Source organism: Serratia sp. NFX21 (genome assembly GCF_048517035.1).
In the GTDB taxonomy this organism is placed as follows: Bacteria; Pseudomonadota; Gammaproteobacteria; order Enterobacterales; family Enterobacteriaceae; genus Serratia; species Serratia quinivorans.
In genome coordinates this window covers 2,547,929-2,567,649 of record NZ_CP183196.1, presented here as the reverse complement: position 1 = coordinate 2,567,649, position 19,721 = coordinate 2,547,929, and the positions used below count along the sequence as shown (strand labels likewise).

Below are 19,721 nucleotides of genomic sequence, written 5' to 3'. Positions count from 1 at the left end.
CGACCGCCCTTCTTTAACCCACTTTCGGCACCGTCGCCCAGTCTGATTCTGCTCATAGCAAATCGCTATTAATCATAGTGAATCAGTATTTTATTTTAGTCGGACGATTATCTACAGTCACTGCCACTCTTCAGCCTGCAATAACCAGCAGGCTATTTTGACAAGGACTCTGGGAAAATGACATTTACACTAAAAAAACTCGTCACAACGCTGGCAGTAACCGGCACCCTGCTGCTGACCGCCTGCGGGCCGACCGCGCAAGACGCTCACCACATCAAGGTCGGCATCAGTGCCGGTATCGATCAGTCGCTGTGGGCGGTGGTGCAAAAGGTTGCCAAACAGAAGTACGATCTGGATGTGGAAGTGGTGACATTCACGGATTACGTGTTGCCCAACGAAGCACTGAATAACGGCGATCTGGATATCAATGCCTTCCAGCACAAACCTTATCTGGAAAAACAGATCCAGGAACGCGGTTACAAGCTGGTTGCGGTGGGCAATACCTTTGTTTATCCGATTGCCGGTTACTCGAAAAAGATCTCTTCCCTCAGTCAACTGGCCGATGGCGCACAGGTCGCGGTGCCGAATGACCCAACCAACCTGGGTCGTTCACTGCTGCTGTTGCAAAAACAGGGGCTGATCGGGCTGAAGGATGGGGTCGGGCTGCTGCCTACTTCACTGGATATCGTCAGCAACCCAAAGAAATTGAAAATTGTTGAGATTGAAGCGCCACAGTTGCCGCGCGCGCTGGATGACAAACAAATCGCACTGGCGATTATCAACACCAACTACTCCAGCCAAATTGGGCTGACACCGGGCAAAGACGGGCTGTTTGTCGAGGATAAAAACTCGCCATACGTCAATATTTTCGCCAGTCGGGTGGATAACCAAAACAACGAAAACGTAAAAAACCTGGTCAAGGCCTACCAGACCGATGAGGTCGCCGCCAGCGCCGCCGAAATCTACAAGGGCGACGCGGTTAAAGGCTGGTAATTTGCACTTCCCCCCGTGGCGAACGTCGCGGGGTTCCCCCTCTTCTTGCCTCGTTATTTTGTTCACTTTTCACCCACCGAGATCACAAATCAAACAATGCACGCTAGGTGAAAAAAGCTGCAATGTTGTATACAAGTTTGCGTAAATGTTTTCTATTTGTTTCAAAAACCTCGGATGGAAATAATGAAAAATAGAAAAATCAAACTGTTACTCACTGCGGGGGCGATGGTCGCCGTGGCCGCACTGGCGGTAGCCAGCAAAGTGGAAAATGCCGACAAAACCTTCCTTTCGGTGGCCACGGCCTCTACCGGCGGAACCTACTACCCGATGGGCGTCGGGCTGGCCAACGTCTGGAGTAACCGGCTGAAACAAGACGGCATCCAGGTCAGCGGGCAATCCTCCGCCGGATCGATCGAAAATATCGACCTGCTGCAAAAGAACGAGGCTCAGTTGGCGATCCTGCAAAGCCTGATCGCCGTCGAAGCCTATGAAGGAGTCCGAAATTTCGAAGGCCGTGCCTACAGCCACCTGCGTTCAGTCTCCATGTTGTGGCCCAACGTAGAACACTTTGTGATGCTGGAAAACAAGGTGAAAGACGGCACGCTGAACGATATCGCCGGCACCCGCTTCTCGGTAGGCCCCCAGGCCAGCGGTACCGAACAATCGACGTTGATCATTTTGCAAGGGGTTAACCTGAGCAAGAAATCACTGACGGCGGAATACCTGGGTTACGGCGATACCGTGTCGGCCATGCGCGACGGACGACTCGACGGGGGTGCCTTGCCCGCCGGAGTCCCCGCAGCCGCGGTAACCGATATGTATGCCAGCGGCGTGCCTTCACGCATTCTCAACGTCACCGATGAACAACTGGCCAGCATCAACGCCATCGCCAATTCCTGGTTCCGCTTTGATATCAAAGCCGATACCTATCCACGGCAAAGCAAAGCAGTAGCCACCATCGCCCAGCCGAATATTCTGGTGGCGCTGAATGGGCTGGATGAAAAGTTGGTGTATGACCTGACTAAAACCCTGTTTGAAAACCTGCCGGAAGTGCATCAGGTGCATAGCGCTGCCAAATACATTTCGCTGGAGAACGCATTGAAAGGGGTTTCGGTGCCGCTGCATATCGGAGCCTACAAGTATTATCTGGAGGCCGGAGTCAGCGTGCCCGACTATCTGATCCCCCCAGAAGCGGCGACGCTGACCGCCAATCGCTAAGGAGGCCGTATGAACACCAACAACCTGTCACCACAAGATGCCGGCGAACTGGATAAGGAAGCGGGTGCCGGTAGCAGACCGCTAAGCGGTATCTATTTGCAATTGGCCACCGTGCTGGCGATCGCAATTTCCGTCTATGCCATTTACGCCAACGCACTATCGAACACCCAGGAGTTCTACCGCAATACCACCTTCCTCAGTGGCATTTTGATCCTGGGTTTTATTTTGTTCCCGTTTTCACGTCGCTACGCCACCAGCAAGTTCAACCGCTGGGACTACCTGTTTATCATCCTGACGCTGGTCAGCTACGGCTATTTCTACGCCAGTTATCTGGATTTGCACGTGGTACGCAAGAGCATTCCCAATACCACCGACTACGTGATGGCGGTAATTGGCATCGGCGTGCTGTTTGAGGCCGCACGCCGCACCACCGGCTATTTCATTCCCGGGCTGGCGACCTTCGCGATAGTTTATGCCCTGTTCGGACAATACTTTATGGGCATTTTCGGCCATGGCGGCTTTTCGTTTGAGCGCCTGCTATACCGGCTGTTTATGACCAGCGAAGGAATTTTCGGTATCACCCTGTCCACCGCGTCTACCGCCATCGTGGTATTTATCCTGTTTGGCGCGTTTCTCAGCGTCAGCGGTGCCACCGCGCTGTTTAACGATCTGGCGCTGGCGATCGCCGGTCGTCGTCGCGGTGGCCCGGCACAGGTCGCGGTGATCTCTTCGGCATTAACCGGTTCCCTGAGCGGCAGCGCAGTGGCCAACGTCGCCACCACCGGTACCTTCACCATACCGCTGATGAAAAGCATCGGCCTGTCGCCACGCTTTGCCGGTGCGGTCGAAGCCACCGCCTCTACCGGCGGGATGATCATGCCACCGATTATGGGCGCGGCGGCCTTTATCATGGCCGGCTTCCTCGGTATTTCTTACACCACCATCGTAATAGCCGCCATCATCCCGGCACTGCTGTACTACGCGGCGCTGATTATTGCCATCGATCTGGAGGCCAAAAAGCAGGGTCTGAAAGGCATCAGCAAAGAAAACATCCCCAAAGTGAAGGCGGTGCTGAAAGCGCGTGGGTTGCTGTTGCTGCCGCTGATCATTGTTATCGGTACCCTGCTGATGGGTAAAACACCGATCTACGCCGGGTTCCTCGGCATTATTTCGATCATCGTCGCCAGTTGGTTAGCCCCAGATACTTCGGTGCGCATGACGCCGAAGAAAATCGCCGAGGCACTGAATGAAGCCGCACGCGGTTCCATCCAGGTGACGGTGGCCTGCGCCGCCATCGGAGTGATTATCTGCGTAGTCACCATGACCGGTATCGGCTCGACGCTGGCATTCAATATTGTCGCCATGACCAACAACACCCTGTGGATAATCCTGCTGGTGGTGATGCTGGTTTGTATCGTGCTGAGCATGGGTCTGCCTTCAACCGCCCTGTACATTGTGGTGGCGGTTACCGTTTCGCCTATCCTGATCAAGGCCGGCGTGATGCCGTTGGCGGCACACTTCTTTGTGTTCTGGTTTGGGGCCCTGTCCAACATCACCCCGCCGGTCGCGCTAGCCAGTTACACCGCCGCCAGCATTGCCCGCGCCGATCCGATGCAAACTTCCTGGGACGCGGTAAGGCTGGCGCTGCCGGGCTTTATCATCCCGTTTATTCTGGTCTACAACCCAATGCTGTTGATGCAGGGTGACGATCTCAACGCGCTGTCGGTGATCCATATGGTGATCAGCGCGCTGGTAGGGATTTATGCACTGTCGATCGCCAGCGCCAATTTCTGGATGATGAAAACCCACTGGCTGGAACGGATATTGTTCACCATAGCGGCTATCCTGTTGATTAAACCGGGCCTGCTGACCGATCTGGGCGGCGCGGCACTGATTATCACCGCAGCATCGGTACATCTGTTGCGATTCAGACGAAGCACTGCGCAGGGAGCACTGAATGGTCAATAAAGTCACGCGCCAGAAGGCCTCACATCAGGTACTGGCGCAGTTAAAAGCAGGCATCAGCGACGGCACCTTCCCGGTCGGGGAAAAGTTGCCGTCGGAAAATACGCTGGCGGAGGCATTCGGCGTCAGCCGGGTGCCGGTGCGCGAGGCCCTGGGCATACTTGAAGTCAGCGGGATTATCTCTTCGCGTCAGGGAGGCGGCCACCGGGTTGAACAACACTCGTTGCTAAGCCAATACCAGCCGCTGGTGATGGAAATTGCCGACCCCGACGAAGTAGAGGCACTGCTGGAAATGCGTGAGGTGATTGAACAACAGGCAGCACGCATGGCCGCCGAACGCCATACCGACGAGGATTTGCTGGCGATTGAGCAAGCATTTAATGATTTCGAACGCTGTACCCTCGACGACGGCTTGATTGGGCACCGACAGGATTACCTGTTCCACCGGGCCATCATGCAGGCCTCGCACAACCCGTTTTTCGTCCAGATCCTGGATAACATGCACGAGCTGTATCTGGGTGTGCTGGTGTATTCACTCAGCAGGAATCTGGGGCGGCAGGCCGAGCGTCAACGGGTGATCGACGAACATCAACGGGTGTTTCTGGCCATCAAGGCTCGCGACCCGCAGGCAGCCACTGCGGCTATGCAGAATCATCTCAGCAACGTACGCGGTAAATTGCGCCGCCTGGATAATGAGGAGTTAGGGTAACCATGCGAGACGTGATCATTATCGGTGCCGGTCTGGTCGGGCTGGGTGTCGCCAATGCGTTACAGGAGGCCAACCCCGCGCTGAACATTCTGATACTGGAAAAAGAGAGCGGCCCGGCGGCGCACCAAAGCGGTCATAACAGCAACGTGGTCCATTCCGGCATTTACTATACTCCAGGCAGCCTGAAGGCACAGTTGGCGAAACTGGGTAACCAAAGCATGTTCGCCTTCTGCCGCGAGCACGACCTCTATCATGACCAGTGCGGTAAGGTGATCGTCGCCACCCAGTTGAAGGAACTGACCCTGCTGGAAAATATCTATCAGCGCGGACTGCAAAATGGGCTGGCCGTCAGCCGGCTGTCTCAGGCGCAGCTTAGGGAGCGCGAACCCCACGTCAACGGACTTGAGGCTCTGCTGGTGCCGGACGCCGGTATCGTCAATTACAGCCAGGTAGCGGCAAAACTGGCGGAGATTATTGAGCAACGCGGTGGCGAGATCCACTATGGTCAACAGGTCGAAGGCATCAACGAAAGCAATGACGACGTCAGCGTTCGCACGCAGCACACAGAGTACCAGGCTAAATGGCTGGTTAACTGCGCCGGGCTGTTCAGTGACCGTATCGCCGCCCTGGCCGGTTACCAGACCGGCATGAAGATCGTGCCGTTCCGTGGGGAATATTTCGTGCTGAACGACGAGAAAAACTATCTGGTTAATCACCTGATCTACCCGGTGCCCAACCCGGACTTTCCGTTCCTCGGTGTGCATTTTACTCGCATGTACAACGGCAAGCGCGACGTAGGCCCGAATGCGGTACTGGCATTCAAACGCGAAGGTTACCGCAAATGTGACTTCAGCCTGCGGGATCTGGGTGAGGTGCTTGGTTATCGCGGGTTCTGGAAAATTGCCGGCAACTATCTGGGGGAAGGGTTAGCAGAAGTGCGGCGTTCCCTCTCGCGTCAGCGCTTTACCGAAAATGCACGCCGGTTGATCCCTGAACTGCAACCGGAAGATATACAGCCCGGCCCAGCCGGCGTTCGTGCTCAGGCGCTGACCGCCGACGGCAAACTGGTGGATGACTTTCATTTTGTGAAAGGCCGCCGCTCGCTGCATGTTTGCAATGCGCCCTCCCCGGCGGCAACCGCCTCGCTGGAGATCGGCCGTGAGATCGTGCGTCAGCATCTTTCTTCACTTTAAGTTCAAAGGCCCGTCGTAACGGGCCATGGATGGCTATTTCGCCGCGTACTTTTGCATATTGGCCGGGGTCACCAGTTCAAACGGGATCCAGTAATAAGGATCCAGCTTTTCGCCTTTGATCATACGCTGCGCGACATCGACCGAGGCTTTGCCCTGACCAACGGCATCCTGAAATACCGTCACCTGCATCTTGCCGGAAGATAACGCCTTCAGGCCGTCCGGCGTGGCGTCGATACCGCCAACCAGCACCTTGCTGCCCTGCTTACCGGCCTGCTGCAACGCCATGATCGCACCAATCGCCATCTCGTCATTATTGGCGGCGACGATATCAATAGACTCGCCGTTGGTGATCCAGTTCAGCATCAGATCCATACCCTCGCTGCGCGAATAGTTGGCGCTCTGCTTTTGCACCACCTTCATTTTCGGGTACTTCGCCACCACCTGCTCAACATCCTTGGTGCGTTGCAGTGCACCGGCGTCGGTAAGGTTGCCGATCATCACCGCCACGTTGCCCTGATAGTTGGCCAGCCGCGCCAGCTCTTCCATTTGCAAGGTGCCGGATTGCTTCTCGTCGGAGCCAACAAACACCACGCCGGCAGGCAGTTTGCTGTCGCCCGGCGTACGATTCACGTACACCAGCGGAATGCCCGCTTTGGTCACCATTTTGGTGATGGCTGGCGTACCCGCCGAATTGACCGGATCGACAATAATCGCGTCCACCCCGGCGCTGATAAAGTTCTGCACCTGATCGGCCTGGCGACCTACGTCACCGCGTGCGTCTTCGAACTGCACGCTGATTCCGCGCGCCTTGGCCTCTTTGTCGATTGAATGACGAATAATGGTCAGGAAGTTCTGGTCAAAATAGGCCATCGACACGCCGATGGTTTCCGCCAACACTGAGGTGGAGCAGCCGAGCGCCGCCACCAGTACGATTCTTTTTAAGTATTTCATGGTGATTCCCCTGAGATAAAAAAAACCGCCGGGCAAAGTGCACCGGCGGAGATTTACGGCAATCAGTGTTTTTTACGGTTACGGCGCATGTCGATAGACACGGCGGCGACGATAATCACGCCTTTGATAATGTCCTGAATATAGGAGTCTACGCCGATAAAGGTGAAGCCGCTTTTAATCAGCCCGAGGATCACCGCGCCAATCAATGTGCCGGTAATGCGCCCAACGCCGCCCATCAGGCTGCTGCCGCCGATCACCGCCGCGGCGATGGCATCCAGCTCGTAAGACATCCCCATGCTCGACTGGCCGCTGCTGACGCGCGCCGCCAATACCACACCTGCCAGCCCTGCCAGGCCACCGGCGATGGTATAGACCGTCACCAGGTATTTATTGACGTTGATGCCGGAGACTCTGGCCGACGTCATGTTGCCGCCGATGGCGTAGATGTACTTACCGTAACGGGTGTGTTTCAACGCAATGTGGAAGATCACCGCAATCACCAGGAAGATGATCACCGGCATCGCGCCCTGGCCGATAGAGGTAAAGCCGTCGGACAGGAAGCTGACCGGGTTACCCTGGGTGTAATACTGCGCCAGGCCACGCGCCGAAACCATCATGCCCAGAGTTGCGATAAACGGTGGGATGCCGGTGCGGGTAATCAGGAAGCCGTTGATGAAACCGCAGATAATGCCCACCCCGATCCCCGCGCCGATCGGGATCGCCGCCGGCAGGTCGAGCAACGCCGGGTACATCGGTGAAATACTGTCCGAGGTTTGCGCCAGGCTGGCCGCCACCACAGCCGTCAGGGCTATCAGCGAGCCGGAGGAAAGATCGATGCCGGTGGTGATGATGACCTGGGTCACCCCCACCGCGATGATGCCGATAATCGCCACCTGCAGCACAATCAGCAGCAGGCGGTTAGGGTTCATCAGGAAGGACTGGTCGCGGATGTACCAGCCAAGAATTTCAAACACCAACGCGATGCCGATCATCACGATAAAGATGCCGGTGTCTTTCGGCATTTTGCCACTCAGGCCAGCGAACAGCGGCGCTTTACCCGCAAGCGGCTTCTCGATTTTTACATTACTCATGGGGATTCACCTTTGCGTTATTCAGAGGCCAGCGCCAGGATTTTTTCCTGATCCGCTTCTTCTTTATCCAAAATGCCGGTAATACGGCCGCCGTGCATCACCATCACCCGGTCGCTCATGCCGAGGATCTCCGGTAATTCCGATGACACCAAAATAATGGCGACGCCACGGTTCGCCAGTTCGCTGATCAGACGATAGATTTCCGCCTTCGCGCCCACGTCGATGCCGCGAGTTGGCTCATCGAGGATCAATATTTTCGGTTGGGCCAGCAGCCAACGGGCAATCAGCACCTTCTGCTGATTGCCACCGCTCAGGTTATTGATGATTTGATCCATGGTCGGGGTTTTGATGTTGAGCTTTTTGATCTGCTCCATGCAGTCCTTGGCCATTTGCACATGACTGACAAAGCCGTTCTTGCCGATGTACTCCGACAGGTTGACGATGCTCATGTTCTCGACCACCGACAACACCAGGAACAGCCCGGACTTCTTGCGGTCTTCGGTGAGAAACGCCAACCCGAGTTCAATCGCTCGCGAGGGTGAATCGACCTTCGCCGCCTTGCCCTCAATGAAAATGCTGCCGCCGTCCGCCGGGTACATGCCGAACAGGCTTTCCATCACCTCGCTGCGACCGGCCCCCACCAGCCCGGCGACGCCGAGGATCTCGCCGCGCTTGACGCTGAACGAGATATCGTGGAACCAGTCGGCACGTCGCAACCCTTCGACACGCAGCACTTCTTCGCCGATATTGTTGTTGAATTTGGGGAACATCTGGGTCAGTTCACGCCCCACCATCATGGTGATCAGCGACTGTTTGGTTAGGTTTTCGGTTTTATCGCAGGCGATAAAGGTGCCGTCACGGAAGATGCTCACCTCATCGGTAATGGCGAAAATCTCGTCCATCTTGTGGCTGATATAAATAATGCCTTTGCCCTGGTCACGCAGTTCGCGAATGATGGCGAACAGATGCACCACCTCGCCTTCGGTCAGCGCCGAGGTGGGTTCGTCCATGATCAGCACGTCCGCGTTGTAGGAAACCGCCTTGGCGATCTCCACCATTTGCTGATTAGCGATGCTCAGTTCACCGACCAACGTCTCCGGCTTGAGCTTGATGTTCAGCCGCGCCAGCAGCTCACGGGTTTTCTTGTTCAGTTGATCATGATTCACAAAGCCCAGCTTTGCCGGCTCACGCCCCAGCCAAATGTTTTCCGCCACCGTCATATAAGGCACCAGGTTGAGTTCCTGGTGAATCATGGAAATCCCCGAATGCAGCGCCTGCAGCGTGTCGCTGAAGGTCACCGGTTGGCCTTTTATTTTTATGGTGCCTTCATCGGGGTGATAAATACCGATTAAACATTTCATCAGCGTGGATTTACCCGCGCCGTTTTCCCCCATTAATGCGTGTACGCTGCCTGGTTTGATTTTAATTGAGACTTTATCCAGCGCCTTCACGCCGGGAAACTGCTTACTGATGCCTTCAGCCTCAAGAACATAAGGATACATACTGATAACCTCCGCCGTTCGTCAATGCATCCCTGCCGGGTATATACGGCAGGGATATAACCGCGCTGCCTTAACGCTTATTTTCTGTTCTTGTCGGCAAATTCTTGATAGTTGGCCTTGGTGATCAGCTGATACGGGATCAGTACGTTGCTTTCCACCTTCTCGCCTTTCACCAGTTGAATGGCCGTTTGCACCGCGCCTTCACCCTGTCCTTTGGCATCCTGGAATACGCTCAGCGCCAGATCGCCCTTCTTGATGTATTCCAGTGCGTCCGGAGTGCCATCAACGCCGGCCACCAATACGCCACTTTTCTTCGCCTGTTTCAGCGCCAGGATCGCGCCAATCGCCATTTCGTCGTTGTTGGAGGCGATGGCATCAATCTGCTGACCGGTCAACGCCCAGTCGGTAGTAATGTCGACGGCTTCTTTACGGCCCCACTTGGCGGTTTGCTTGTCGAGGATTTTGATGCCGGGATACTTGGCCGCCACTTCTTCCACACCACGGGTGCGGTCGCGGGTCGCTTCATTGGACAGTTCGCCCATCAGGATCATCACGTTGCCCTTGCCGTTCATCAGCTTGGCCAACTCTTCCATCTGCAGCTTGCCGGCCAGTTTGGAGTCTGAGCCTACGTAGGCCATGCCCGCAGGCAGCGTGACCTCAGGGCGGCGGTTGACGAACACCAGCGGGATCTTGGCGCTTTCCGCCAGTTTGATCATCGGCTTCACGCCCTGGGTATCGACCGGGTTGAGGATGATGGCGTCGACGCCCTGGCTGACAAAGTTCTCAATCTGTTGGATCTGCTGGGCGATATCCCCTTTTGCATCTTCAAATTGACCGCTGACGTTGCCGTCCTGTTTCATTTTGCTCTGCATTGACTGGCGCAGGATGGTGAGGAAATTGTCATCGAAATAAGCCATTGAAACGCCGATTTTGATGTCTTTGGCCAATACGCTGGCCGGCAACATGCACATCAATACCGAGGTGACGATCAGTTTCTTCAGCTTCATGTTCTGTACCCTTAATAGTTAGAGTGAAGAGGCCTGTTGATTTGACAGCTAATGAAAAATATTTTTTACATTCAAACAACAATCCGGTCGGTGTTATCCCTTTGATACGGCAGATTTATCGCTTTTATTCCGTATTCAGGCGGTGTGAAAAACTTTGTTCAATGTCTCAAATAAGATTAAAAACAACGCTTTAAAATAAACAACCTATCGAGTCATTGAAGTCACAAAGTCATTATCAAATGTTTATTTCATAATTGAGATTATTGAAACTTTTTAACTCAAACAAGCGAAACATGCGTTTTGGAATGGCCAAGTAACAAAAACATGACACGGATCTAACAAATGACGCAAAAACCACCATCGCGTTCGTGGCATAAGTGCGTTCGGCAAACAAAATGCTCCCGCCTGATGAAAAATGGCGCCGCACGTTCTCAGTAAATGTGCGAGCGAGCACGCAGTTTGTGGATCCGCGGTTTCATCCCCGGCGCTAGTCGACAATACTGAATGGACGTGTATTTTCAGGAGGATCAGACATGCAGCTCAGCAGTAAGGTACGGATGAACCGGCTGTTTAATAACGGCAAATGCCTCGACGTGGCGATTGATCACGGCATCGCCAATGAGCCGGATTTTTTAATCGGTCTGGAAGACATTGAACGGGTGATGGACAGCCTGATCGTTGCCCGCCCCGATGCCATTCAGGTCAACTACGGTCAGGCGGATTTACTGCAACGCTCGGCACAACGCGATAAGCCGGCGCTGGTGATGCGCACCGACGTCGGCAATGCTTATAACGCCGCACGTCACCGTGAAATGTGGGCAGTGCTGCATAATCCAGAAGCGCCCATCCTCGCCGCACTGCAGATGGATGCGGCGGCGGTGGTGGTTAATCTGTATCTGATCCCCGATGAACCGGGCATTTTCCGCCAGTGCGTGGAGAATATTGGTCGTCTGCGTCATGCCTGCGACCGCTACGCCATGCCGCTGATGATCGAACCACTGGTGATGGCGCCGGCCGGCCAGGGCGCGGCCTACGGTTCGCTCGGTGACGTAGAAAAAATGGTGCCGTTAGTCCGGTTGGCGCGTGAACTGGGTGCCGACATCATCAAGGCCGACCCGACGGAGCGAGTAGAGGACTTCCACCGCATTGTGGAAGCGGCGCGCTGCCCAACGCTGGTGCGTGGCGGCGGTAAAGGCGAACTGGGCGCGGTACTGGAAAAATCCGCCGCCCTGATGGCGCAAGGGGCGTCCGGTATGGTCTATGGCCGCAATGTCTATCAACACAGCAACCCATCAAAAGTGGTCAGCGCGCTAATGGCTATCATTCATCAGGGTGCCAGCGGCCAGCAAGGACTGGAAATCTACCATCAGCCCTGATCCCCGCTTTTGTAATTAAAATAATCCCTCCCCCGGCGGCAGCATGTTATAACCTGCTGCCGGTCGCGGCCCCGCGCTCCAATCCCCGCTATTATCCTGACAGGCCCATTCGGAGAATCGCCATGCCAAAACAACGGATACCGCTTAAGCTCAGCACCACGCTCACGCTGATGGTGTCTGCCATCATCGCTTCGGTGCTATTGGTGGTATATGCGCTGTTTTTTGTGCAGATGAATCACCAGGGACAAGATCAGCAACGCCAAAAAGCGATGGCGATTGCCGAAACGCTGGCGCTATCGAGTAATGTTATTGAGGGGTTGCAGCGTGAAGATCACAGTGGCGCGGTGCAGCGCTTTGCCGAGCAGGTGCGCCAGCGGAATGAATTACTGTTTGTCGTCGTGGTGGACATGAAAGGTATCCGCTACTCGCACCCCAAACCCTGGTTAATCGGTCAGCATTTTATCGGGGACGATTTGGAACCGGCGCTACGCGGCGAAACCAACAGCGCCATTAATCGCGGCGCATTAGCCCCTTCGCTGCGGGTTTTTGCCCCGGTTTACGACAGCGAACGGCGGCAGATTGGCGTGGTCGCTCTCGGTATTGCGCTCGACACCGTTCAGCGCGTGGTGGGCGAAAGCCGCTGGATCATCTACTGGACACTGGCCTTCGCCGCGCTGGTCGGCACGCTCGGCATTTTCTTCCTGGTGAAGGCCCTGAAACGCATTATGCTCGGCTTTGAACCCTACGAAATCTCTAATCTGTTCGAGCAACGCAACGCCATGCTGCAATCGATTAAAGAAGGCGTCATTGCGGTCGATAACCAGTCACGCATCACCATTGTCAACGACGAAGCCAAACGTCTGTTGCGCCAAAATGGGCCTTTCGAAAACCTGCTGTTGGAATCCGCCAGCAAATACTGGCCGACGCAGCTGCATCTGGCGGAGGTGCTGGAAAGCGGTCAACCGCTGCGTGACCAACAGATCAGCTTTAACGGCAGCGAACTGCTGACCAATACCGTGCCGGTAATCGTTAAGGGCCAGGTGATTGGTGCTATCGCCACCTTCCGCGATAAAACCGAAATCAGCCAGTTGGTGCAACGCCTGAGCGGCATGGCGCACTATGCCGACGCATTGCGCGTCCAGTCACATGAGTTTATGAACAAGCTGCATGTGATCCTCGGTATGCTGCACATGAAGGCCTACCAGCAGTTGGAAAACTACATCATCAATACCGCCAGCACCTATCAGGAAGAGATCGGTGCGCTGCTGAGGAAAATCCAGTCGCCAGAGGTGGCGGGCTTCTTTATCGGCAAGATCAATCGCGCCCATGAAGCCGGTATTGAGCTGACCATTGACGAAACCAGCCTGCTACCAGAAACCGACGATGCGGAAACTACCCATGTGCTGATCAGCGTGCTGGGCAATTTGATTGAAAATGCCATTGACGCTATCGATGGCGTAGAGGGACACGAGATCAACCTGAGCTTTCATCACAATGAGAATCACTTACACTGTATAGTCAGCGATGACGGCCCCGGTATCGATCCGGCTCTCGGCGCACGTATCTTTGAACAGGGAGTTTCAACCAAAGGGCCGGGGCGCGGTATTGGGCTGGCGTTGATCCGCAGCAGCCTGGAAAAACTGGGCGGCAGCATTGATTTCGAATCTGAACCGGGTGAGCTAACCCAATTTTTTGTACATATCCCCTATCAGGCCAAGGGCTGAACCATGATTAACGTATTGATTATCGACGACGACCCGATGGTGGCGGAGTTAAACAAATACTACCTGAGCCAGGTGAGCGGCTTTCACTGCCTGGCGACGGTCGCCACCCTGGCACAGGCACGCGCACTGCTGGCCGACGCCGAAGTCAGTATCGATCTGGTGCTGCTGGATATCTATATGCAGCAGGAAAACGGACTGGACTTGCTGCCCGGCCTGCGCGAATTGGGTGAAAAAACCGACGTCATCATTATCTCTTCCGCCAGCGACGTGGATACGGTGCAACGCGCCCTGCATTACGGCGTGGTGGATTACCTGATCAAACCTTTCCAGTTTGGGCGTTTCAAAGAGGCGTTGAATAACTATCAGCAACAGTCGCAAATTCTGGCGCAGCGCGAATTCTCGCAGGGGGATGTGGACAGCCTGTTACGTCGCCAACCCGCCAGCACCGAAGGAAAAAAACTGCCGAAGGGGCTGACCAGCATCACGCTGAGTACGGTGTGTGAATGGATTGAGCAACAGCACGACGGGGAGTTTTCGACCGACAATCTGGCGAACGCCATCGGCATTTCGCGCGTTTCCTGCCGAAAATATCTGATTTATTTGGCGGAAAGCGGCATTTTGGGCACCCGTATTCTCTACGGCACCACCGGCAGACCGGTCTATCTTTATCAGTTGAAGCAGGACGCGCTTGCCCTGCTGAAAGAGTATTGCCGCTAGCCGATATCCCCCGGAGCAGACCGGGGGAGTCGCCGAGCATTATTTCGTTTTACGGATCAGACCAAAATCACGCAGTGCGACATACGGGTTCCAATATTCGCGGGCGCTGGCTATCTGCCCCTCATTGATGGTCACAATGGCGATAAACTGCTGATTATAATCGCCGCCGCTTTGTCTAATTTTACCGTCGCTGGTGTATTCAAATACATATACGCCTGGCTCAGCCGTCACGACTTTTTTCCAGCCTTTCCAGTCAGCGTATTTCAGATTACCCAGATATTCACTCATACCGGTAAAGTAGCGGGTCATGTTTTCACGCCCTTTGGAAGCCGTGGCAAAGAAGCCGAAGTCTTCTACCGGCGCATAAGGCAGTTCAAACACCCCCTGCGGCGTAAAGTATTTGGCCACGTTGGCCGGTTTTTCCGACCAGCCGTTCAGGCTGCGCCAGTAAAATTCAGCGACGTCGTTAACGCTGTATCCCGGTTGCAGGTAATACAGCCCCTGCTTTTCGATAATATGATCGTTGGCCTGCGCGGACGCAGCCGCGCCCATCAGCCCCAGCAGGGCCGCTGAAAAGAGTCGTTTCATGTTATTGACCTTATTGAGGGTTACATACGAATAACGGCTTTAATGGTTTCACCGGATTGTGAGTCCGCCATCGCCTGGTTGATCTCATTCATGGCATAAAAACGGATAAGGCGATCGATCGGGAACCGCCCTTGCTGGAACAGCTGCGCCAGCATCGGGATAAACATCACCGGTGCCGCATCGCCCATGATCGAACCCTGCACCGTGCGTCCGCGGATAAAGTGCATAATGTCGAGCGGCAAAGATTCGCCCTCCGGCACCACGCCGGTCAGTACGCATTTGCCATTTTCCGCCAACACCCGCACTGCATCGGCCATGACGCCCGCGTTCCCAGCGGCTTCAACGCTGTAGTCCGCACCGCGTCCCTCGGTCAGTTGATTAAGCACTTCATCCACATTCGCCGTTTTCGGGTTGATCACCTCTGTAGCGCCCAACTCTTTGGCTAACGCCAGACGGTTCTCTTTGATATCCACCGCGACGATGTGGCCGCAACCCACCACCCGGGCTGCCATCACCGCCGCCAGACCCACCGCGCCAAGACCAAAGACCACCAGCGTAGAACCCGCATGCGGCCGCAGAGTGTTCATCACGGCACCCGCGCCGGTCATCAGTCCGCAGGCCAATGGGCCAAGGTATTCCAACGGGATCGCCTTATCGACAGGCACAATGCTGCTGACATTGACCACGGCATACTGCGCAAAAGAGGACTGACCGAAGAAATGGCTGTGCACATCGCCATTTTCATCATGCAGGCTGACCGAACCGTCGGTGCGCTGCGCCAGCCAGTTCAATGGCACATGTTGACGGCAATAGGTCGGCATGCCGATGCTACACTTGTCGCAGACGCCGCATGAGGCCAGCGACAGCACCACATGATCGCCGGGCGCCACCTTACTGACCCCGGCCCCGACCCGCACTACGATCCCGGCGCCTTCATGGCCGAGCACCACCGGCGCAGGCATCGATATAACGCCTTTGTGCGCGGCGATGTCGGTATGGCACAGGCCGGTCGCGACCAGTTTTACCAACACCTCATCGGCGCGGGGTTCTCCAAGCTGTAACTGTTTGAGGGAGAATCCCTCCGTCGCTTTTTCACTGACTGCTGCTGTTATTTCCATGTCATCTCCCACTGGCCCTGGTGCCGTTGTTTCGATGTGGGCAGTATAAGATGGGTTATTGGGTGTAAAAAGATGTCATACTCTGACTCACTGTTCTCAAATTAAGGACAATATGAATGCAGAAAGGCATCTTGAAGGACCTGAATGACCTCTATTATTTTGCCCAGGTCGCCCAATACGGCGGGTTCTCCGCCGCCAGCCGGGCGCTGGATATACCGAAATCCAAACTGAGCGCCCGCGTGCTGGCGCTGGAGAATCGTCTTGGCGTGTTGCTGTTTCAGCGCACTACCCGACGGGTCAAGCTAACGGAGACCGGTTCTTTGTTGCTGCGCCATGCGCAGGCGGCAATCAATGAGGCCGAGATCGCCCAGGAGCTGATCGACCAAAGCCGGGCTGAACCTTCCGGCCTGGTGCGCGTAAGCTGCCCGAAACTGGCCGCCGATGTCCTGCTTTCCCCCTGTCTGCCGGCTTTTATGGCCGCCAACCCCGGTATTCAGGTGCAGCTGCTGGCGAACGATAACCGCTTTGACCCGGTGACCGACAAGATTGATGTGGCCCTACGTCTGCGCCAGCGCAAAGATATGAGTGAAGGCATGATTGCCCGTGAGCTGGGCCAAAGCGTGCGCATCCTGGTCGCCTCGCCGCAGTATCTGGCGCAGCACCCGTCGCTGACCGATCCGCAACAATTGAGCGAGCATGCGCTGTTAACCCTGGTCGACGTCAGCGAACAGCAAACCTGGGATCTGGAAGGCCCCGATGGGGAAAAACGCGCGGTGCGTGTGCGCCCGCGGCTGATGTGCAGCGAATGGGGGATCCTCCGCGGTGCGCTTTATCAGCACCTGGGTATTGCGCTGCTGCCGGATATCACCTGCCATCAGGCATTGATGCAGGGTGAGCTGGTGCGTGTGTTGCCACAATGGGCCTGTGCGCCACTGATCATGCATGCCGTGTTCCCTACACGACGCGGAATGCTGCCTTCGGTTCGTGCACTGGTGGATTTTTTGGCAATACAGGTACCGCCACTGCTGCTGAAAGGCGCGGTTAAATAGCACTTCAACACCAGAATTTCTCTCCGCGTCAGGCCTCAACGATGATGTTTAAAGTCCGGGGAATTCATCCCCCGCCCCGGAGAGTGGCAAAGTTTGCCAGGCTGTTGTTTGTTTTTGCCACAGCGGTATTCGCCATACTGAGTTTTAAGCTGCTGCCGGTTCGCCTGCTCGGCGGCGGCACGCTGCCGTTCCAATTCAAGCGCCTTCTCATTGGCCGACGCCACGCCCTCGGCACTCCATACTTTATGTTTTAACCCGCTGCGCTTTTGCTGATACTCCTCAGAGATTTTGTTATCCAGCGGCTGTGCGGCATGGTATTGCCAGTCAACCGACGCCTGTAATGAGAAGCAAGACCACTGCGCCACGCAGGCAAGAAAAATCCGTTTCACTGATAGACTCCCGATATTAAATTCACCTGTTGACTCAAAAAACTATCTTCTGGCTATGGCACTCTTTCCGACTAAAAACAGCGGCACAGGTGTTGCCCGACATTCACGCGGTAACATGGCGGACTCCAGCGTTTTGCGTTCAAGGCGTATCGCGGCAAGCCGCGCCTGTTCCGAACGTAGTTGCTCTACGTACCACAGATGTTGCAACAGCCCGTTAAACCGTAACCGATAATCCACAGCGCTTTCCCCCGCCTCGAAGCCGGCACGCTGAGCGTGCTTGTCGACAAACGAATAGCAACAAGAAGACGCCAACAGGGCGAGTGCCGCTGTCATCAAAGAGGTCAATTTCAAAAGCAAAAACTCCATTAGTGCCAGAGGTCAGCAACCGTTGATAAGCAGCGGTTGTTCTTCGCGCGGCAATGCCGATGGATGCGGTTCACTCGCGGCGGCAGCCTTGCCCCTCTGCCCTTTGCAGGCTTTACGCTGGGCCAGCGTATTGTCTTCGCTTTGCGTCGATAACAGAGGCCGCTGCTTCTCATTGCCCATCTCGTCCCACAAGCCATGAGCCACCTCTTTCAGTTTTTTGCGAAACAGCACCGAAGAGACGCCTTCATACTCCCGCTCATAACGCGTGGCGGAGGCCTGATGACACCAGGGCAACAATAAAAATATGAAAATGACGGGGATGCCTTTTTCCACAATAAACTCCTGTAATAAGGCCCATAATGGCGCTCACTCCCATTAAATAAAGAAATATATTCAGTGCCGTCAAAACAAACAATGCGAGGAAATAAAAACATTACCCAACAAACAATAAACCCTAATTAAACGAGTGCCATTGGGCTTATAATTCGCAGTCAAAATATATTTAGTGAATTAACGATCCCACAATTTTGACCAGTCGATGGTTCCGCCGATACTCGGCCCACTCTCGTTCAGTACTGCAGAAGCTGACTCTCCGGCGCTGATGCGCTGCCTTTGCTCGCGGGTAGCGGGCTTTGGCTTCTCCCAGCCGGCCCCTGAAGACGACAAACCGGGTTGAATATGGCTGCAACCACTCAGCATAATTAATAGTGCCGGGATCCATTGGCGTAATTTCATATATCCTCCTTTAAAATAAACGTTATCGTTAACCGCAGTAAATAAAAAATTACTTTTTTTAGTTTAATAACCCGTATTGAACCACGGGCAAAGCAAGGGCAACCTCATTTAATATAAATAAGGCCGCTAATAATTTAACGTAAAATAAACCTATCCAGGGTGTCGGTTATAAATATCAATTCGTATATTGACGATATGGCGTGCGGGGCACGCCACCGGGTTAGCCTTCGTTATCCGGTTGCCAGGCCAGAAGATCGCCAGGCTGACAGTCGAGGATCCGGCAGATTTTGTCTAACGTTTCCAGTCTGACGCCCTTCACCTTGCCGTTCTTCAGCAGGGACAGATTTTGCTCGGTGATCCCCACCTGTTCCGCCAGCTCCTTCGAACGCATCTTCCTTTTGGCCAACATGACATCAAGACTTACTATTATCGCCACTCTATTCTCACACGAAAGAAAGCTGTTCTTCATTCAGCCGCAACGCTTCCAGAAATACCCGGCTAAACACCAGGATTGCGCAGCCTACGATCAGCGAGCGTACCGACTCGCTGTTGACGCCATAATAAATTATTAGCAGCATTTTTTCATTGGCCGTCAGTATCATCACTTGCAACATCCCGGCCAGCGAGGGGAAGAGCACGTCGACAATCAGCAGGATGCCGATGATCTGCAACAGCAGCATATTGTTGCGGTGCCACACGTTGCCGCGATAGAACTGGTAAAACAGCCCGGCGCCGCACAGCAGTGCGCTGTAATAAGGCACATAGGCGAACATATCCAACAACAGGGTTGCCACCAGAGCCCAGCGCTGCTTCGGAACGGCATAGGCGTTCAGTTCCGGGTAATAGTCGCGGTAGGACGCCACGATGCTGTTGAATGCCTCGCCCTGCACCCAACCCTGGACAATCATAAACATCTCCACGCCGGTGCTGACAATCAGCATCGTCATGATCAACAAACACAAGCAACGTACATAAAGCGGAAGGTGGATCCGTGGCACTGCGCCCATAACGAGTTCATCCATAAAAACAG

21 protein-coding genes are annotated in these 19,721 nt (G+C 54.8%); 9 read left to right on the top strand and 12 right to left on the bottom strand.

The annotated features are described in order from the left end of the window. Positions 1–177 precede the first annotated feature (177 nt). The 5 genes from ACNT1W_RS12200 (at position 178) to lhgO (ending at position 6,078) form a co-directional block, all read left to right on the top strand. Positions 178–993, top strand: coding sequence for a MetQ/NlpA family lipoprotein (locus ACNT1W_RS12200; protein WP_419246839.1), 816 nt, complete (start codon positions 178–180; stop codon positions 991–993). Positions 994–1,176: 183 nt separating this feature from the next. Beyond that, the gene (locus tag ACNT1W_RS12195) at positions 1,177–2,211 is read left to right on the top strand and encodes a TAXI family TRAP transporter solute-binding subunit (RefSeq protein ID WP_419246838.1); all 1,035 of its coding nucleotides are present in this window, start codon (positions 1,177–1,179) and stop codon (positions 2,209–2,211) included. Between the two features lie 9 nt (positions 2,212–2,220). Continuing rightward, on the top strand, positions 2,221–4,179 hold the full coding sequence (locus ACNT1W_RS12190) for a TRAP transporter permease (protein WP_419246837.1): 1,959 nt from the start codon (positions 2,221–2,223) through the stop codon (positions 4,177–4,179). Next, a complete protein-coding gene (locus tag ACNT1W_RS12185) occupies positions 4,169–4,885 on the top strand; it encodes a FadR/GntR family transcriptional regulator (protein ID WP_017892465.1) in 717 nt (238 codons plus the stop codon). The genes ACNT1W_RS12190 and ACNT1W_RS12185 overlap by 11 nt, the downstream gene beginning before the upstream one ends. 2 nt (positions 4,886–4,887) lie before the next feature. Further along, the gene (lhgO, locus tag ACNT1W_RS12180; protein WP_261129352.1) at positions 4,888–6,078 is read left to right on the top strand and encodes an L-2-hydroxyglutarate oxidase; all 1,191 of its coding nucleotides are present in this window, start codon (positions 4,888–4,890) and stop codon (positions 6,076–6,078) included. Positions 6,079–6,111: 33 nt separating this feature from the next. On the opposite strand, the gene ACNT1W_RS12175 is transcribed toward lhgO, so the two are convergent. From ACNT1W_RS12175 to ACNT1W_RS12160, 4 genes are all read right to left on the bottom strand, one after another. Further along, the gene (locus tag ACNT1W_RS12175; RefSeq protein WP_012006388.1) at positions 6,112–7,029 is read right to left on the bottom strand and encodes a sugar ABC transporter substrate-binding protein; all 918 of its coding nucleotides are present in this window, start codon (positions 7,027–7,029) and stop codon (positions 6,112–6,114) included. Positions 7,030–7,091: 62 nt separating this feature from the next. Further along, positions 7,092–8,120, bottom strand: coding sequence for an ABC transporter permease (locus ACNT1W_RS12170; protein WP_012006387.1), 1,029 nt, complete (start codon positions 8,118–8,120; stop codon positions 7,092–7,094). A gap of 17 nt (positions 8,121–8,137) precedes the next feature. Continuing rightward, positions 8,138–9,622, bottom strand: coding sequence for a sugar ABC transporter ATP-binding protein (locus ACNT1W_RS12165; protein ID WP_012006386.1), 1,485 nt, complete (start codon positions 9,620–9,622; stop codon positions 8,138–8,140). A gap of 77 nt (positions 9,623–9,699) precedes the next feature. Beyond that, a complete protein-coding gene (locus tag ACNT1W_RS12160; RefSeq protein WP_012006385.1) occupies positions 9,700–10,629 on the bottom strand; it encodes a sugar ABC transporter substrate-binding protein in 930 nt (309 codons plus the stop codon). Between the two features lie 533 nt (positions 10,630–11,162). On the opposite strand from ACNT1W_RS12160, the gene ACNT1W_RS12155 reads away from it, so the two are divergent. The 3 genes from ACNT1W_RS12155 (at position 11,163) to dcuR (ending at position 14,446) form a co-directional block, all read left to right on the top strand. After that, positions 11,163–12,005 (top strand): class I fructose-bisphosphate aldolase, encoded by an 843-nt coding sequence (locus ACNT1W_RS12155; RefSeq protein ID WP_012006384.1) that lies wholly within the window; start codon positions 11,163–11,165, stop codon positions 12,003–12,005. 122 nt (positions 12,006–12,127) lie between these two features. After that, positions 12,128–13,729, top strand: coding sequence for a sensor histidine kinase (locus ACNT1W_RS12150; RefSeq protein ID WP_261129359.1), 1,602 nt, complete (start codon positions 12,128–12,130; stop codon positions 13,727–13,729). A 3-nt stretch (positions 13,730–13,732) separates the two neighbouring features. Beyond that, on the top strand, positions 13,733–14,446 hold the full coding sequence (gene dcuR / locus ACNT1W_RS12145) for a two-component system response regulator DcuR (RefSeq protein WP_112363295.1): 714 nt from the start codon (positions 13,733–13,735) through the stop codon (positions 14,444–14,446). Between the two features lie 39 nt (positions 14,447–14,485). Here the strand turns inward: dcuR and ACNT1W_RS12140 are convergent, their stop codons facing one another. Both ACNT1W_RS12140 and ACNT1W_RS12135 read right to left on the bottom strand, forming a co-directional pair. Beyond that, entirely contained in the window at positions 14,486–15,034 is a 549-nt protein-coding gene (locus tag ACNT1W_RS12140) for a nuclear transport factor 2 family protein (protein ID WP_012006381.1), read from the bottom strand. 20 nt (positions 15,035–15,054) lie between these two features. Next, complete coding sequence (locus ACNT1W_RS12135; RefSeq protein WP_261408075.1) at positions 15,055–16,152, bottom strand: NAD(P)-dependent alcohol dehydrogenase; 1,098 nt, start codon at positions 16,150–16,152, stop codon at positions 15,055–15,057. A 116-nt stretch (positions 16,153–16,268) separates the two neighbouring features. Between ACNT1W_RS12135 and ACNT1W_RS12130 the strand changes: the two genes are divergently transcribed. Further along, entirely contained in the window at positions 16,269–17,201 is a 933-nt protein-coding gene (locus tag ACNT1W_RS12130) for a LysR family transcriptional regulator (protein WP_112363298.1), read from the top strand. A gap of 35 nt (positions 17,202–17,236) precedes the next feature. On the opposite strand, the gene ACNT1W_RS12125 is transcribed toward ACNT1W_RS12130, so the two are convergent. The 6 genes from ACNT1W_RS12125 to ACNT1W_RS12100 form a co-directional block, all read right to left on the bottom strand. Then, the gene (locus ACNT1W_RS12125) at positions 17,237–17,590 is read right to left on the bottom strand and encodes a hypothetical protein (protein ID WP_012006378.1); all 354 of its coding nucleotides are present in this window, start codon (positions 17,588–17,590) and stop codon (positions 17,237–17,239) included. Positions 17,591–17,632: 42 nt separating this feature from the next. Continuing rightward, complete coding sequence (locus tag ACNT1W_RS12120; protein ID WP_223272851.1) at positions 17,633–17,941, bottom strand: hypothetical protein; 309 nt, start codon at positions 17,939–17,941, stop codon at positions 17,633–17,635. 27 nt (positions 17,942–17,968) lie between these two features. Further along, positions 17,969–18,289: a hypothetical protein gene (locus ACNT1W_RS12115; protein ID WP_012006376.1), complete on the bottom strand. Its 321-nt coding sequence runs from the start codon at positions 18,287–18,289 to the stop codon at positions 17,969–17,971. 177 nt (positions 18,290–18,466) lie between these two features. Further along, positions 18,467–18,691 (bottom strand): hypothetical protein, encoded by a 225-nt coding sequence (locus tag ACNT1W_RS12110; RefSeq protein ID WP_041418531.1) that lies wholly within the window; start codon positions 18,689–18,691, stop codon positions 18,467–18,469. A 220-nt stretch (positions 18,692–18,911) separates the two neighbouring features. After that, complete coding sequence (locus ACNT1W_RS12105; protein ID WP_026142313.1) at positions 18,912–19,127, bottom strand: helix-turn-helix domain-containing protein; 216 nt, start codon at positions 19,125–19,127, stop codon at positions 18,912–18,914. Positions 19,128–19,134: 7 nt separating this feature from the next. Next, a complete protein-coding gene (locus tag ACNT1W_RS12100; RefSeq protein ID WP_017892454.1) occupies positions 19,135–19,698 on the bottom strand; it encodes a DUF2975 domain-containing protein in 564 nt (187 codons plus the stop codon). Positions 19,699–19,721 lie beyond the last annotated feature (23 nt).